Annotated in this window: 16 protein-coding genes, 1 pseudogene, 1 riboswitch and 1 other annotated feature; of the genes and pseudogenes, 4 read left to right on the forward strand and 13 right to left on the reverse strand. The window is 35.2% G+C overall.

Translation table 11 applies throughout. The features are described 5' to 3' along the window. Positions 1 to 2: 2 nt before the first annotated feature. From ilvA to AC4CVH_RS08580, 4 genes are all read right to left on the reverse strand, one after another. Positions 3 to 1,214 (reverse strand): threonine ammonia-lyase, encoded by a 1,212-nt coding sequence (gene ilvA / locus AC4CVH_RS08565; RefSeq protein WP_490787340.1) that lies wholly within the window; start codon positions 1,212 to 1,214, stop codon positions 3 to 5. A 27-nt stretch (positions 1,215 to 1,241) separates the two neighbouring features. Then, a complete protein-coding gene (locus AC4CVH_RS08570; RefSeq protein ID WP_490787341.1) occupies positions 1,242 to 2,561 on the reverse strand; it encodes an MFS transporter in 1,320 nt (439 codons plus the stop codon). Between the two features lie 147 nt (positions 2,562 to 2,708). Further along, positions 2,709 to 2,969 (reverse strand) — a binding site (T-box leader). An 80-nt stretch (positions 2,970 to 3,049) separates the two neighbouring features. Further along, positions 3,050 to 3,643 carry a TetR/AcrR family transcriptional regulator gene (locus tag AC4CVH_RS08575; RefSeq protein ID WP_490787342.1) on the reverse strand — a complete coding sequence of 198 codons (594 nt, stop codon included), beginning with the start codon at positions 3,641 to 3,643 and terminating at the stop codon, positions 3,050 to 3,052. A gap of 87 nt (positions 3,644 to 3,730) precedes the next feature. Next, positions 3,731 to 5,725, reverse strand: coding sequence for an oxidoreductase (locus tag AC4CVH_RS08580; protein WP_490787343.1), 1,995 nt, complete (start codon positions 5,723 to 5,725; stop codon positions 3,731 to 3,733). Between the two features lie 352 nt (positions 5,726 to 6,077). Between AC4CVH_RS08580 and AC4CVH_RS08585 the strand changes: the two genes are divergently transcribed. Beyond that, a complete protein-coding gene (locus AC4CVH_RS08585) occupies positions 6,078 to 6,410 on the forward strand; it encodes a LytTR family transcriptional regulator DNA-binding domain-containing protein (RefSeq protein ID WP_490787344.1) in 333 nt (110 codons plus the stop codon). 12 nt (positions 6,411 to 6,422) lie between these two features. Next, positions 6,423 to 6,704: a hypothetical protein gene (locus AC4CVH_RS08590; RefSeq protein WP_490787345.1), complete on the forward strand. Its 282-nt coding sequence runs from the start codon at positions 6,423 to 6,425 to the stop codon at positions 6,702 to 6,704. Positions 6,705 to 6,735: 31 nt separating this feature from the next. Here AC4CVH_RS08590 and AC4CVH_RS08595 read toward each other — a convergent pair whose 3' ends face one another. From AC4CVH_RS08595 to AC4CVH_RS08610, 4 genes are read right to left on the reverse strand one after another with little or no spacing between them, the layout of a single operon-like run. Next, entirely contained in the window at positions 6,736 to 7,296 is a 561-nt protein-coding gene (locus tag AC4CVH_RS08595; RefSeq protein WP_490787346.1) for a UbiX family flavin prenyltransferase, read from the reverse strand. A 25-nt stretch (positions 7,297 to 7,321) separates the two neighbouring features. Continuing rightward, positions 7,322 to 7,663 (reverse strand): prenylated flavin chaperone LpdD, encoded by a 342-nt coding sequence (gene lpdD, locus AC4CVH_RS08600; RefSeq protein WP_490787347.1) that lies wholly within the window; start codon positions 7,661 to 7,663, stop codon positions 7,322 to 7,324. A gap of 5 nt (positions 7,664 to 7,668) precedes the next feature. Beyond that, positions 7,669 to 7,902: a non-oxidative hydroxyarylic acid decarboxylases subunit D gene (locus tag AC4CVH_RS08605; RefSeq protein ID WP_490787348.1), complete on the reverse strand. Its 234-nt coding sequence runs from the start codon at positions 7,900 to 7,902 to the stop codon at positions 7,669 to 7,671. A 13-nt stretch (positions 7,903 to 7,915) separates the two neighbouring features. Continuing rightward, positions 7,916 to 9,322 carry a non-oxidative hydroxyarylic acid decarboxylases subunit C gene (locus tag AC4CVH_RS08610; protein ID WP_490787349.1) on the reverse strand — a complete coding sequence of 469 codons (1,407 nt, stop codon included), beginning with the start codon at positions 9,320 to 9,322 and terminating at the stop codon, positions 7,916 to 7,918. A 264-nt stretch (positions 9,323 to 9,586) separates the two neighbouring features. Between AC4CVH_RS08610 and AC4CVH_RS08615 the strand changes: the two genes are divergently transcribed. Beyond that, positions 9,587 to 10,459, forward strand: a complete 873-nt coding sequence (locus AC4CVH_RS08615; RefSeq protein ID WP_490787350.1) for a methyl-accepting chemotaxis protein — start codon at positions 9,587 to 9,589, stop codon at positions 10,457 to 10,459. Between the two features lie 47 nt (positions 10,460 to 10,506). Continuing rightward, positions 10,507 to 11,272 (forward strand): annotated as a pseudogene (locus AC4CVH_RS08620) (3-hydroxyacyl-CoA dehydrogenase family protein). A 20-nt stretch (positions 11,273 to 11,292) separates the two neighbouring features. On the opposite strand, the gene cytX reads toward AC4CVH_RS08620, so the two are convergent. The 5 genes from cytX to AC4CVH_RS08645 all read right to left on the reverse strand — a co-directional run bounded on the left by cytX (position 11,293) and on the right by AC4CVH_RS08645 (position 16,602). Further along, on the reverse strand, positions 11,293 to 12,474 hold the full coding sequence (gene cytX / locus AC4CVH_RS08625) for a putative hydroxymethylpyrimidine transporter CytX (protein ID WP_490787351.1): 1,182 nt from the start codon (positions 12,472 to 12,474) through the stop codon (positions 11,293 to 11,295). 6 nt (positions 12,475 to 12,480) lie between these two features. Continuing rightward, positions 12,481 to 13,272, reverse strand: a complete 792-nt coding sequence (gene thiD, locus AC4CVH_RS08630; RefSeq protein WP_490787352.1) for a bifunctional hydroxymethylpyrimidine kinase/phosphomethylpyrimidine kinase — start codon at positions 13,270 to 13,272, stop codon at positions 12,481 to 12,483. Positions 13,273 to 13,441: 169 nt separating this feature from the next. Next, a riboswitch (TPP riboswitch) is annotated at positions 13,442 to 13,552 on the reverse strand. Between the two features lie 43 nt (positions 13,553 to 13,595). Then, complete coding sequence (locus AC4CVH_RS08635) at positions 13,596 to 14,024, reverse strand: flavodoxin (RefSeq protein ID WP_490787353.1); 429 nt, start codon at positions 14,022 to 14,024, stop codon at positions 13,596 to 13,598. Positions 14,025 to 14,194: 170 nt separating this feature from the next. Beyond that, positions 14,195 to 16,273: a heavy metal translocating P-type ATPase gene (locus AC4CVH_RS08640; protein ID WP_490787354.1), complete on the reverse strand. Its 2,079-nt coding sequence runs from the start codon at positions 16,271 to 16,273 to the stop codon at positions 14,195 to 14,197. Between the two features lie 77 nt (positions 16,274 to 16,350). After that, the gene (locus tag AC4CVH_RS08645) at positions 16,351 to 16,602 is read right to left on the reverse strand and encodes a DUF6110 family protein (protein WP_490787355.1); all 252 of its coding nucleotides are present in this window, start codon (positions 16,600 to 16,602) and stop codon (positions 16,351 to 16,353) included. Positions 16,603 to 16,721 lie beyond the last annotated feature (119 nt).

The following is a 16,721-nucleotide window of genomic DNA, read 5'->3' on the forward strand; positions in this document are numbered from 1 at the left end:
TTTTAATATATTTTATCTACATTGTATCCATTTTTATTAAGTTCAGCTACAATTGAATCTATATGTTCATATCCGCTGGTTTCAACAGTTACTTCAAGGGCTACGTGCTTTAACCTATCAACTGCCTTGAATTGATTGTGGTCAAGCTTTATTACATTTGCTCCCTGTTCCGACAGTATTTGTGATATCTTTTGCAGCTGCCCCGGAGTGTCCTTTAATTTTACTGAAAAACAGAATATTCTTCCCCGTGATACTAGTCCGCTGTTTAAAACAGAAGATATTGTAACTACGTCAATATTTCCTCCACTTATAAGTGAAACAACCTTCTTTCCCTTGAAATTAAGTTTTTTAAGTGCCGCAAGAGACATTACCCCCGTAGCTTCTGCCACAAGCTTGTGTTTCTCGAGAAGTACAAATACATCTTCCATAAGCTCTCTGTCACTTACAGTAACTATCTCATCGACATACTCCTTTACGATTTCAAAAGCAATATCTCCTGGTTGTTTCACCGCAGCCCCATCTGCAATGGTATCAACTTTATCCGCATAAATAAGCTTTCCGGCATCAAAAGAAAGTTTCATGGGATTTGCCCCCTCTGCCTGTACTCCTATGATTTTTATGTCAGGATTTACAGACTTTGCTGCAACAGATATTCCACTTATAAGTCCGCCTCCACCTATCGGTACCAATATTGCATCAACATCCTTAAGTTCATCTATTATTTCAAGTGCTATGGTTCCCTGCCCCGCCATTACATCTATATCATTAAAAGGGTGAACAAAAGTGTATCCATTTTCTTTTTCAAGCCTTTTAGCTTCTTCATAGGCCTCGTCATATATTTTTCCTTTAAGTACCACATTCGCCCCATAATCTCTCGTGGCCTGAACTTTTATAAAAGGAGTTGTCTCCGGCATTACAATTGTTGCCTTTATTCCAAGCTTCTTAGCGGAATATGCAACTCCCTGTGCATGATTTCCAGCAGATGAAGCTATAAGCCCTCTTGATTTTTGTTCATCGCCAAGCTTGCTTATTTTATTTGATGCCCCCCTCAATTTAAAAGCACCTGTAATCTGAAGATTTTCAGGTTTTATGTAAACTTCATTTCCACATTCCATACTAAACACAGGACTGTATATAAGACTTGTTTTTACACATATATTCTTTATCCTCTCTCTAGCTTCCAATACATCATTCAATGTTAAATTTAATTTCATAATTAAAGCCCCCTTTTCTGTACAAAATTATTTTACGTTTGTTATTCTTTCACTTGTTCTATCAGATTTCATATCTAAAGTCACTACACTTTTTTGTTTTAAGGTAAGCATTACAACTCCTGCAATCACAAGCGATACAGCAAGATATACGTAAGCTGCACTGTATGATCCTGTACTGCTTTTTATAAATCCTACAAAACTAGGTCCAACCCAGCCTCCCAAATTTCCAATTGAATTTATAAGTCCTGTAGCACCTGCTGCTGCAGGCCCTGAAAGAAATGATATTGGAACACTCCACCAAACTCCCATTCCAACATATACACCTGCTGCAGTAACGCATGTAAATATGAAACTAAGTACAGGATTTGACACAATGGTACCAAAAAACATCCCAACTGCCCCAATAAAAAGTGGAAATGCTATATGCCATTTTACCTCACCTGTCCTTGAAGTGGAATTCCCATTTGCTATAAAACCTACAAGTGCCACTGCCATAGGTATTATAATTAAAAAGCTCACATTTGAATTACTCATGCCGGATACTGATTTTAAAACTGTTGGCAGCCAAAATCCAAATCCCCAAAAGCCTGTAACCCACATAAAATATATAAAACACAATTTTAAAACAGTCCTATCTTTCAATGCTTCCCAAAGAGTGTACTTTTTAACAGAGTTTTTAAGTGCTATTTCTTTTTCATACTCTGATTTTATTTTTTTCTTCTCTTCCTCTGTAAGCCATCCTGCATCTTCAGGTTTATCTTTAAGCCAGAAAATAAGAATTATTCCGAATATAAATGCAATAAGTCCTTCAAGTACAAAAAGCATCTGCCATCCTTGAAATCCAAAAGCCTTTATTTGAAGAATCAAACCTGCAAGAGGCGATCCTATAATGCTTGAAACCAGCATTGAAGTAAGAAGAACTGAAAGCGCCTTTGGCCTTTCCTTTGCATTGAACCATCTTGGTATTACAGCAGAATAGCACACAGGATAAAAGCTTGCTTCTGCCGCTCCTACAAGAAAACGCACAATATAAAATTGAAGTTCCGTATGAACAAATCCCATAAGACTCGTAACCATTCCCCAGGTAATCATTATTCTCACGATCCACTTGCTTGGACTTCTTTTCTCTGCAAATACAGTCCCCGGCACCTCAAATATAACATATCCAAAAAACAAAATTCCCGCACCCATTCCAAATACCTGTGCACTAAAACCGAGATCTTCATTCATTGTAAGCGCCGCATAGGATATGTTAAGTCTATCTATATAAGCAATCATAGATCCTATAAAAAGCGGTAAAATAATATTCAAATACTTTCTTCTTGTCACACTGCCCTTAACAGACATATTTCTAAGCCCCCTTAATTCTAAATGATACTATTGCCCCAATTTTTCTAAAATTCTAGATTATATTCTTCCTCCTTTCTTTTTTATATCATGTAAATTACAAAAGTAAAAAAATCTTTCATCCTCATAAACACATTAAAATATGTTCATAAGGACGAAAGATCTACTTCCGCGGTACCACCTAGTTTACAATTATCTAAAACAAATAATTGTCCCTTCAATCAAGTCTGTATTTTAAAACAAACCCTAACCATATATCGCCGGTGTACGTCCTTGTCTACTTGACAAAATGTCTTTCTACTCGGAAACTCCAGAGTGATTTCCACATTCCCTTAACGCTGATTTCCACCACCCATCAGCTCTCTTCTGTCAAATCAGGAACATTTCTTTCTCCATCAAAGTTTAATTCATTTAAGTTAAAACAAGTATATTATTTTTTTTATTGCTTGTCAAATATTTTTTAAAATAAAACATTTTAAGATTTGGCCTTATAACAAATTATCAGCATAAAATCCCTTAAGCGTCAGTGATATTACCTCTGTCATTTCTTGTTTCAAATCCATTTCCCCACATTTCAAACACCACTCATACACCATTCCTCTGGCTATAATAAAAAGTATGTTTACTGCCTTGTGAGAAGAAATATCACAAGGAAATTCACCATTTTTTTTACCAGCTTCTATTATTTCTTTTAAAACATTCTGCATACCACGCCCCTCAGTAATAAACATCTTGTTGTCAGGCGTATATAGATTTCTGACCATGTCAAGACCGTTCGATATATTAAATTCGGCATATTCGCAAAAAAAATCTATGATTTGATCTGGACACCTTTTATGCTGCAATCTATTTGAAGCATAATCTATGAAGTAATCGTCTCCCCTGTTAAAAATTTCTCTGAAAAGTTCGAACTTCGATTTAAAATAATAGTAATACGTACCAACTGAAACCCCGGCCTCTCTTGCTATTTCTTCAATTGTTACACTTTTAAATCCATATTTTTTTATAAGACTTACGCCGCAGTCATAAATTTTATTCTTGGTCATCTCGGCTTGCTTTGCACGCATGGTCTGCTTCTTCATAGTACTCTCCTCTTTATGTTGAAAATAATAGTGAATATTAAAAACAGGAGCAATTTCACTCCTGTTTTTTAATATTATACCACACTTTTATATATATCTTGCAACTTCATAGGCATCCCATATAGCATACATTATATTGGCAACCTTCCTCGCATCCCCAACAATATGTATGTTTGGAATCTCATACTTAAGCTCCTCATACAACGACTTCTCAGAACTATATCCAACAGCCAGCACTATACTGTCAGCCTGAAGTTCTTTCTCGATTCCGTTTATATCAACCACAGCACCTTTTTCAGTAGCTTTAACAACCTTCGAAGATGTAAGAACTTCTATACCATTAAAAGGTATAAGTCTTTCAAGCATTTCGGAATTGGCATGACAAAGAGGACCATTCACGGCAAGAAGTTTATCCTGAAGTTCAACTATGGTAACTTTCTTTCCTTTTTTTGCGAGGGATAAGGCAAGTTCACATCCAACAAGACCTCCTCCTACCACAACTATCCGTTCTCCATAATTTACTTTTTCAAGCAGCACATCTGCAGCTGAATATACTTTTCCTCCACCGAGATCGAACATCTTTGGAACTGAACCTGTAGACACTATAACTTCATCTGCATTAATTTTCTTTACATCATCAAGTGTAATTTTAGTATTTAAATGAATTTCAACTCCAAGCTTATCCAGTATATTATCATACCAGGCAACAAGTGCAAGATCATCTTCCTTGAAATCAGGTGAACCTCCCGGAATAAGGTTGCCTCCAAGTCTATTTTCCTTCTCGCAGATTACAGGTTCATGACCTCTTAGCGCAAGAACTCTTGCTGCCTCGCATCCTGCAACTCCTCCACCTACAATGAGGACTTTCTTCTTCTTTAAAGCAGGCCTTAACTCCATTTCTTTTTCCCTGCAGGCAGTTGGATTTACAGCACAGTTCAAAGCTGAGTATTCCTGTATACGTCCCATGCAACCCTCATGACATGAGAGACATGGACGAACATATTTGTAATTTCCAGACTTAACCTTGTTTACATAATCCTCATCTGCAAGAAGTGGACGTCCAAGACTTACTATATCACAGGCACCATCCTCCACAGCTGAAAGTGCAAGTTCCGGGTTATCCATACGCCCTGCACATATAACAGGCACCGTTACAGACTGTTTTACTATTTTGGCATAAGGTATATAGAGCCCTTTTTTCTGATACATTGGCGGATGATTCCACCACCACGAATCATAAGTTCCAACATCAACATCAAGAGCATCATATCCATAAGATTCAAGAAGCTTTGCAGCCTGTATGCCTTCTTCTATATCTCTGCCTTTTTCTTCAAATTCTTCCCCTGGAAGACCTCCCTCTCTCCAGTCCTTTATAAAGCTTTTGAGACTATATCTAAGAGTTACAGGAAAATCCTCTCCACATCTTTCTTTTATTTCTTCAACAATCTCTCGAGCAAATCTTAAACGGTTCTCAAGAGAGCCACCATATTCATCTGTTCTGTGGTTGAAAAAAGAAATAGCAAATTGATCTATTAAATAGCCTTCATGAACTGCATGTATCTGTATTCCATCAAACCCGGCACGTTTTGCATTAAATGCGCCATCTCCAAATTTTTTTACTATATATTTTATTTCCTTTACGGTAAGTTCCCTACATGTCTTGTCAAGCCACCTATGCTGTATAGGCGATGGTGCAACCGGTGGGAATTCCCCAAGGTTTGTAGGAATAGTAACCCTTCCAAAACCTCCACTTATTTGCAAAAATACTTTTGAGTCATACGCATGTATTCTCTCTGTCATTTCCCTTGCAGTACGTATAAATTGCACCGGATTGTACGTAGAACAGGGGCAATTCGGCATTCCATGTTCTTCGACTTTGTTTTCAGCAAATGTCACCCCCGTAATTATGAGACCGGTACCGCCTCTTGCACGTGCCGTATAATATTCTATACCCCTTTGGTTAAATCCTCCCTGGTCATCTGAAAGTCCGAGAGGTCCCATTGGCGCCATGGCAAATCTGTTTTTTATTTCAAGTTTTCCTATTTTCACAGGTTCAAATAATTTCTTGAATCTATAATCCATATTGCACTCCTCCTTTTTTACAATAAATTCACTGAATATATTCAGTTAAATTTATTTTATACTTTAAAATCTTAAAGGTCAATGTAGACAACTTATTAAATTCACAAACAATGATATAATTATATTATTATTTGCAATAAGTGAGGTATAATATGCTAGAAATATTTATTTGCAACGACAATAAATCTTATAGAGATAAAATTAAGCAAATTATTGAAAACACTATTTTAAAGAAATCTTTGGATTTGGGCATGCCCATATGCATCAACTGGAATTTACTTTTTGGATGTTGACTTAAAAACAATATTACGGGAATAAAACTTGGTGAAAAGATAAGAGATTTAGATTCCTAATGAACTATCTTGTATTTGAATACAAAGTTGAAGCAATAGACTATATTGCTAAAGATGAGGATAACTTTAAATCACGGGTAACAAGTTGTCTTATAAAAGCTTACAGCATATATACTAGAAAAAATTTGAATGAAGGATATATTAAAGTAAATGAAAATTCCAGAATAATAAATATAAAACTATGTGATATCTTATTTGTTGAGACAAGCAGTACTCCTCACAAAATAAAAGTACATGAGCTAAACAGGCAAATAGAATTTTATGGAAATCTTAAGGATATGGAGGTTAAGCTAACTCAGAATTTTTACAGATATGTTCTTCCCTTCATTTGAGATTAGCTTATTATGTTGCATTTCAATATACATAATAACTTTGGAAATGTAACTCCAATAAGATTTTTATGGGAATGTCTTTTTAAAAATGAAATCATAAAAATGTTACATTCCAAAAAGTTATATGTACTTATAGCCTTTGTCATATTCATGATTTCAGCAATATGTTATATGACATATATGAATAAAGGCCATATAATATCTTTGCTTATGGTAAACGGAGTATCAGCTGTCTATCTTTTAGTTGCTTATTTCATAGGAAGAAGATTGTTCAAGAACATGAACTTTATCTAAAACTTAGAAAATATATTAAAAATAGGACATTTTAAATCCCCTGCCATCTGTTTTTATTATTATATCTTATTCCAAATTGATCTAAAACTTTCATTACATGATGGTTTATAATATCATCTATGGTGACAGGATTATTATAAAATGCAGGCATAGGAGGAAGTATCCTTACTCCTAGCCTTGAAAGCTTAAGCATGTTTTCAATATGTATGGTACTTAAAGGAGTTTCCCTTGGACATACCACAAGCTTTCTTCCTTCTTTTAGCATAACACCTGCACATCTTGATATAAGATTATCATCATAACCCTGTGCGATGGAGCCTAATGTTTTCATACTGCAGGGAAGTATAACCATACCGTCGGTTATACATGAACCGCTTGATATCCTGGCTCCAAGCTCCCTATAGTCATAGTTAAAATCTGCAATATTCTTTATATAGTCAACATCATATATCGTCTCAGTTTTTATATTTTCCTCAGCCCACTCACTAGTTACAAGATGAACCTTTACATTTTCAATGCCTTTCAATACTTCAACAAGTCTTACTCCATATATAACTCCAGTAGCTCCAGTAATCCCTACTATAATTTCCATATATCCTTCTCCCGCACAGTTAAAATCAAATACTCTTTTTTAGTTTTTTACATAAAATTTTCGCCATTTCACAGGAAATATTCTTCACAGACAATATCTCCTCTTTTGTAATATTATCAAAATGTATCCCACAGCATATTACAAAACTTTTTCCAAATTCCCGTATAAATACATCTGAAAGACTCTCAGTTATAACTTTTTCTTTATGACCGGAAAATGCAGTTGTTTCAACTATTCCATCGTGGAAAACCGTAACTGCTCCTATATGTTCCTTTCCACCAGTTAAAACAATGCACAAATCTTCTCCCATTTTTAATGCTTTTAATTTAAGATGTATTCTATTTACTCTTTTTTCTATGTATATCATAAATTCTATTTACTTTCGTGCACTATTTCAGGAATAGGAGGCATTTCAGGTAAATTTTTTATTTCTTCTCTAGTTATTTTGAACTCTTTATTGTACTCTTTAGCATCTTTAATATAGCTGTCTTCTGTAGACCTCCATGAAAAACAGCAGTCCTTGCATATATATACTTCCCAAACATTACCTTTCGGTGAGCTTGCCATCACTTCCACATTTTCAGATTCACATCTTGGACACATCATTTTCAATTCCTCCTTATTTAGTTGAATTTTTCATGTAGTTGAACCAGTACTCTGATTTTGGAGGCGGTGTAAGTGGATTTACTTTTCTCCAAGTATCAGGATATACCGGAGTTGTGGCATCTATTATAAGTTTTGTATGCATTCCAGTTGGATCAGATGACGGATCAAGCGGCATTCCAGGTGCATTTGGAATTAAAGCCACATCTTTATCCGGCCTTACTCTAGTTGTCATAGCCCACATTACCTGTGACAAATTAAAGGGATCTACCGTTTCATCAACTACTATGATTATTTTTGAATACGGCATTCCATGTGGCGTGGATAAAAGTCTCATGGCAACTGATTTTCCGTAACCGCCAAATCTCGACTTAGTTGAAATTATAACACCTATTCCATGAGTATACATTGCATTCACAGCAGAAACTTCGGGGAAATCCCTCTTAAGTTGTCTGTACAAAGGAAGGCTTGTATTTAATCCAACCAAATAATCAACTTCTGTCCATGGCATACCTATATAAAGGTTCTCAAATATAGGATTTTTTCTGCATGTTATAGCAGTTATTTTTATCTCCGGCTGAAGTCTGGCTCCTGAATAGCTGCCTGGGAATTCTCCAAATGGTCCTTCTATTTTTCTTGACCTCGGAATTATATACCCTTCAATTACTATTTCACTTCTTGCAGGAATATCCAAATTCCCATTCTCACTTTTAGTAAGTTCTATAGGTTCACCTTTGAGTGCACCTGCAAATTCATACTCTGATTGTGCATATTCTATAGGTGTACTAGCCATAAGATTTAGAACAGGATCGTTACCTATACATATTGCAACTGGAAGTTTCTCATTTCTCTGTTCTGCTTTTTTGAGGTGAACGGCTATATCATGAAATTGAAGTGGCTGTATTCCCAAAAGATCCTTTCCCTTTACCTGTATTCTATATGTTCCAACATTTTGCTTTTCAAAATTATCAGGATCATCCGGATCCCTTGTAACTGTAAGTGCTTTTGAAAGATAGAATCCTCCATCATATTTGTTTACTCTAAAAAGTGGTATTATATCAAAAATGTTGATGTCTTTTGTAATTTTTATTTCTTTAACAGGTGCATCGTCAATCCAAACTGGTTTTACAGGATACTTGGACCACCTTTTATCAAGTTCAAAAAACTGGTCTTTTACAGAAGTGTTTTTCGGAAGTCCCATCATTAGGGCACTATTTTGCCATGATCCATGTACATTTAAAACAACACTGTTATTGTACCCCTTTATATTTTCAACTATAACAGCAGGTCCATTGTTCAAATCCGGAGCGGATTTTCCTATAGCTGCAAGGTCAGGTTCCGGCATGACTTCCTCTTTTATGCGAATTAGTTGGTTTTCTTTTTCCAATACTTCTAAAAATTCTCTTAAATCTTTATATGCCATATTTTACTCCTTTATACTTTTGACATTATTGTAAATTGATATTATAAATTATATAATTAAATACAAAAAATATCAATTAATTATATAATTAGGCTAAATATAATATATATACTTATTTAATTTATTTTTTCATATAAGGAAAATTTTATTGCTTAGAAACCTTCAAAGTAATATAATTATATTGTTTATACTGTATTTATAATTTAAATTTTAATATAATTAATATTTTATATTTAAAACATTTTTAAATTGGAGGTAGTAATATTGTTAGAAAATAATGAAACTATATTCTCAAATCCATATTTTACAGAAAATGAAGATAACCTGCTTCTCCACTTTCTCGGAAAAGCCTGCCCGATATTTCAAAAAGGATTTTCCCTCGACTGTGCTATTGGAGTAACTGACAAAGAAAAATTTTTATGCTATTACAACGGTGATGAACTAAACTGCGGTGATCTTGAAGGCAAAACTATTCCTCCTGGAGGATTGATAACAGATGCACTTGAATCTGGTCAAATAGAAAGCGGTACAATGCCAAAAGATACTTACGGCGTTGCGTTTAAAGCATCTGTCATACCAATAAAGGATAAGGGCGATAATATAATTGGTACATTGAACATAGCAATAAATTTAAAAAACCAGGAGACATTGTCTGAAATAAGTGATACCATTCAATCTTCTTCGGAACAATTAAGTGCTACATCCCAAGAAATTGCATCATCTGCACAGGACCTTTTAAGCAAGATTCTAGAAGTTCAAAACTACACCGATAAAATAATGGAGCAGATAACTGGTACTCAAAAAATATTAGACTTTATAAACGAGGTTTCAAGAAACACCAAACTTTTGGGGCTCAATGCAGCAATAGAGGCCGCTCGTGCCGAAGAATACGGCAGAAGCTTTTCAGTCGTAGCGAATCAGATTCAAAAGATGTCGAAAGAAAGTGCTGATGCTGTAACAAATATAAAAAGTATGCTGGATTCAATAAATACAGTGGCTGAAAATCTTCAGCGGAAAGTAAATGAAACTACAGATATATCAAATATTCAAGCTTCTTCCACAGAACAAATAGCAGCTTCAGCAGAAGAGCTTAGTTCCTGCACTGCAAATATCTCTGAGATTGCTAAAATAATCTAAATTTTATATAATAAAGATCTATAGTTAATTTAAAAGGAGATAAAAATATGGATATTAAAAACATATCTGTCCTTGGCACAGGTACAATGGGTCACGGAATCGCCCTATTATCTGCAATATCCAAACTTAATGTGAAAATATACGGCAGGTCAGACGAAAGCCTGGCTCGTGGATTCTCTCTGTAAAAAAGAAGTAATTTTAGCTACAAATACATCCGGTCTCAGTCCTACAAAGATAGCCGAAGGTACAAAATACCCTGAAAGAGTTGTTGTTGCCCATTTTTGGAATCCGCCTCAGCTCATACCCCTTGTTGAGATTGTACCAGGTGAAAAAACCTCTAAGGATACAATAAGCAAGACAAAAGAATTAATTGAATTCATAGGTAAAAAACCCGTATGCATGGAAAAGGAGTGTCCTGGTTTTATAGGGAACAGACTTCAGCTTGCTCTCTTGAGGGAAGCCATGTATATAGTGGAACAGGGATTTGCAAAGCCCGAAGAAGTAGACAAGGCCATTGAATACGGTCATGGAAGGCGTCTTCCTGTAACAGGCCCGCTTATGAGTGCAGATCTTGGCGGACTGGATATATTCTATAATGTATCTTCCTACCTTTTTAAAGAACTTTGTGACTATAAAGACCCGTTTGACATGATGAAAGATAAAGTAGCTCATGGCAATCTCGGAAGTAAAAGCGGTGAAGGATTTTATAAATGGTCAAAGGAAGCTACGTATGAAAAGCAGAAAGATAGATCTGACGTGCTTCTTTACTTCCTTGATAAAGATAAAAACAAAAATAAACTAGAAAGCCACTAACACTAAAGTGGCTTTCTAGTTTATTCACTTCTAACCTTTTTAATAAAATTACATTTTGAAACTACAATATACATTAATATTGTCAAAATCATGTCAGGCAGGGTATTTCCTAAAAATATATCAACATGCATTAAAATTCTATACAGTATAAATCCCAAAAACCAAATAATGATATTCTTCATATTAAATCTTTTATTGGAAAAATCATTTTTAAATATGAAATAATCTGCAATCTGAATAGCTATCATTGGAGCAAATGCCGAGCCTATAAAATATAAAAAATCAGTTATATCATCCATGGGATAAATACTAGCTAGAATTACTCCCAATATAGTTACAAATATCCCAAAAAACTTACTTTTGAAGTTTTTATATATCGTCTGCATGGATACACCGGCAGAAAATGCATCCATGAATGTTGTCGTAACTGTTGAGAAAATTATAATAAGCAATCCTGCAATACCTGAACCTGCTTTAATTATCACACTTGCAATATCGCCTTTTCCCGTATATATTACAGCTGCCATTCCTATTATGTACATCCATGTGCTTGTCAAACCATATATAATAACACTGACAACAGTTGCTTTAAAAGGTTTTTCTGCTTCCCGTGTATAGTCACTTATAAGTGGAAGCCACGAAAGAGGCATCGCAACTGCAAGTTCCACAGCAGCCCCAAATGTCATTGCACTTTTGCCCATAATAAACTCTGAATTCCCTGTAAAAATATATTTACAAAGCCAAATCGTCAATACAAACAGAGCAGCCATTGCAACTGAATTCAATTTGCCGAGATTGTTTATACCAATTGTTATCCAAAGTATAATCAAAATTCCTATTATAATACACCAGATCCACATTCCAACACCCATGATCCTGTTTGCTGCAACTGCACCGTCATATATCATAATTGAAGTCCATCCAGCAAGCTGAATTACATTAAGCACCGAAAACAATATGCTGCCTTTGTATCCAAAGCTTGATCCAACAGCCTCCATAGAACTTTTTCTTTTCACTCCGCCTATAATACCTGAAAGGAAAAGCATGAAACAGCCAATAATATGCCCTACTATTATTGCAGCAATTCCTTTCTTGAATCCAAGCTGTGCAAAATAAGTACCTGTAATTATCTCTGCAATTGAAATACCTGCCCCAAACCAAATAAGCCCATTGCTGAAGAGTGAAGTTTTTTTATCCGCCATACTTGACTAAAACTCCCCTCTAAATGCAAAAGCATGGTTCATAGGCCCACTTCCTCTGCCAAGATTGAGCATGTCTCCAAGTGCACCTGATATATATTTCTTTGCTTTTTCAATTGAATTTTCAAGATTGTATCCTTTTGCAAGGTTTGACGCTATTGCACTGGATAGGGTACACCCTGTCCCATGAGTATTTGGATTTTCTATGCGCTTTCCATAAAACCATTTAAAAGTTCCATTACCGTACAGAAGATCATTTGCATCATTAAGATGATGTCCACCTTTACAAAGCACTGCACAACCATATCTTTCATTTATAAGTTGTGCAGCCTCAACCATATCATCCTCAGTCTTTACATTAATCCCTGAAAGTACTTCAGTCTCAGGAATATTTGGGGTTATAACATCAGCCATAGGTATTAATTTATCCTTTAGAACATCTATGGCATCATCGCTTATAAGTTTTGAACCACTCGTAGCTACCATGACCGGGTCAATAACTATATTATTCGCCCTAAAATTTTTAAGTTCTCCAGCTATTGTACATATTAACTCACCTGAAGATACCATCCCTATTTTCACCGCATCCGGATAAATATCGGTAAAAACAGCTTCCAGCTGTTTTTTTAAAAATTCAGGAGTGACATCCATAATCCCAGTAACACCGGTAGTGTTTTGTGCAGTAAGTGCAGTTATAGCACTCATGGCATAAACTCCATTTGCAATCATTGTCTTAATGTCTGCCTGTATACCGGCGCCTCCACAGGAATCACTTCCTGCAATTGTTAATGCTGTTTTCATGTTTCTTCCTCCATTTCTGTGTATTTTATGCAGCAAGTCAATGCATTAATTTTAATATAGCGACAAAAGGTGGTGCCCCCAATTTGCCGCTTTCATAAATTCATGAATACATTTCAGATAATACACAAAAGCTATGCACATACTCGCAGAGTATATACACAGCTCTAAGCTTCCATGTAAAACATATCCCTACGTTGGCATTATCCAAATCAGGTTATGGGTTTAAGCAAATTCAGCTTACTCTCAGCCCGTTTTTTTACGAGCACCCCTATTGTATTCACAATTTAATTATACTATATGCAATTTAAAAATCAAGCATTTAACTACTCAGCCAATTTTCTTCCAAACTCCTTGCACTGTTCTTCTGAATCATCTTCAGGACTTCCGTTCACAATTAATCCATCATCTACAACATCAGAGCCGTAATCACTCTGTACCTTTTCTGTCCAATCTTCCATCCACTTGCCTGTTCCCCAACCATACGAGCCAAACAAACCTACTTTCTTACCTTTTAAAGCAGCTGCAGCAGATTCAACAAATGGTTCCATTTCAGCTTCTTCTACAACTTCGTCTCCCATTGCAGGCGAGCCAAGTGCTACTACGTCAGCTTCCTCTATATCTTTAACCGAAGCTTCTGAAACATTTAAAAGTTTTACTTCAGCTCCTTTTTCCTTTGCTCCATCTGATATTAAAGAAGCCATAGACTCCGTGTTGCCTGTTCCCGACCAATATATAATATTTACTTTTTTCAAAATAACCACCTCCGAGTATATTGATAATGGATTTCATTATCAATTATTATATTATATATTTTTTTGCTGTTTGTCAACATGCTAAAGCATAAATTTATAAAATTATTCTGTTTTTTTCTATATTTAAAAAAACTTTCCATGGTATTTATTTTACCATGAAAAGTTTTTCCCTAATGAAAGCAAGGTCTCATGCTCGCCGCACTTATACCCATTGTTGAAAAATTATGCAGAAATGCAGATGTAGTAGGCCTTATAAAACCAGTCAATCCCATTAAAAGGAGTGATGTATTAAAAATTAATATGAAATTATAATTATTCTTTATCTTTTTCATTAATTTTTGACTTAAAATCCTTATAGTTACAAGATTCCTTAAATCAGATGACATCAATGCTATATCTGCAACTTCTCTCGCAATGTCAGAACCATCCTTCATCGCTATGGAAACATTTGCCGCAGCCAATGCAGGTGAATCATTAACTCCATCTCCAACCATTATAACCTTGTGACCTTTTTTCTTTAACTCTTCTATAATCCTTGCCTTATCCTCTGGAAGCACCTGGGAATAATAATCATCCATTCCTAGCTTCTCGGCAACTGCCTTTGCAGTTTTTTCACCATCTCCCGTCAGCATAATTACTTTCTTTATTCCCGTACCTTTGAGACTCTTTATTACATATTCAGCCTCATCTCTTATAGGGTCGCTTATACAAATAAATCCAGCCGGATGGTTTCCTATGGCAAGATATATAATAGAATAGCCATCGCCTTCACGCTCTATAACCGATTGCTGCTCATCAGACAATTCCACTCCCTCGTCTTCGAAAATAAAATGGTAACTTCCAACCAATACCTTTTTATCTCCTATGAATGAAGCTATTCCATGAGCCATAACATACTCAACCTTTGCATGCTCCTCTTTATGATTAAGTTTTTCATCAGCCGCCTTCTTTACTATGGCTCTGGCTGCACTATGTGGAAAATGTTCTTCAAGACATGCTGCTGTTTTCAAAACATATCTTGAATCGAATCCTGCGAAAGGAACAACTTTTTCAACAGTAGGACTTGCAGTTGTCAAAGTTCCTGTCTTATCAAATATTATGGTATCCGATTCCTCCACAGCTTCAAGATACTTTCCACCTTTAACCACTATCTTATAATTCGACGACTCTCTCATGGCCGAAATAACCGATATAGGGGTTGAAAGCTTAATTGCACATGAATAATCTACAAGAAGTATTCCCAATGCTTTCGTTATGTTTCTCGTGAAAAAATATGTAGCAATTGCTCCGATAAACGTAAATGGAACAATTTTGTCAGCAAGCCTTTCGGCTTTTCCCTGTATGTCTGCCTTTAAATTTTCGGATTTGTCTATCATCTCTATTATTTTACTTATTCTGCTTTCAGAACTTAATTTTTTTACTTCAACTATAATTGATCCCTCTTCTACAACAGTCCCTGCATAAACTACATCATCACTTTTTTTCTCCACTGCCAGAGATTCTCCTGTCATAGAAGACTGATTAATCATTGCATCTCCATCACGTACAATACCATCAACAGGTATCATGTTCCCCATATTGATTCTTATATAATCACCAACTTTAAGATCATCTATTGATATAAGAAACTCCTCACCATCTTTTACCATCCATACACTTTCAATATTTATTGCCAAATTTCTTGCAAGTACATTTTTGGTCTTGTTCTTTGTATACTCTTCAAGAAGATTGGATACATTCAGAAGGAACATTATGGATCCTGCTGTTGAATACTCTCCCTGTCCAATCGCGGCTGCAACAGATGCAGCATCCAGTACATCAACATTTATACGCATATTGAACAAACTTTTCAATCCATTTCTTAAAAATTTAATGGATCTGTAAAACATTATGAATTTTCCTATATTCACCGGTAAAAGGAATTTTATAAACATTCTACCGCTAATCATGCCAAAGAGTGATTTTCTGAATTCAATATCAATCTGCTTTGACGTATCAAAACTTTGATCACTAATTTCAGACAGTTCACCTGGATTCAAGGCACTGATCAGCTTTAAAATTTCACTTTTAAAACTTTCTTTATAAAATATTAAAATACTCCCTGTAATATGGCATGATTCTGCTTTATAGACATATACATTCCTATTTAAAAAACAATCTATTTTATAGCTATCTTCTAAATTAAAAGCAAATCTTCCACATCTAACCCTCAATCTCCCCGGCATATCGTGGACTATACTATAATTCACCATATCATCTCTTTTCAATAATTGAGGTTTCATAACTTGATTATTATGGAATGCATGAAACCATCACATATATTTTTCTATTTTTCGCTGCTACAGCACTGCTTGTCCTTTTCAACCTGTTTGCTAGCTTCGTAACACATATCCTGTGCATCTTCCCTTATCGTTTCATATAAATTTTGTGCATCGTTTTTTATTTTCATACCACCGGCCAATGTCTTGACATAAAAATTCTTCGCCATCTTACTCTTTAAAAAACCCAATCCTAAAGTTCCAAGTGCAACTCCCGCTGTAAACACCACGGATTTTTCATTTTCAAACAATTTTTTCATCTCATCGCTTCCTTTTTATGATAATAATTTTCATTCTCATAATATCATCATAATTATAAACTAGTCAACACAATTACTGAACAATTTTGAAATAAAATGGCAAGTCCCCGATAATTTTC

Source organism: Clostridium pabulibutyricum (genome assembly GCF_058242705.1).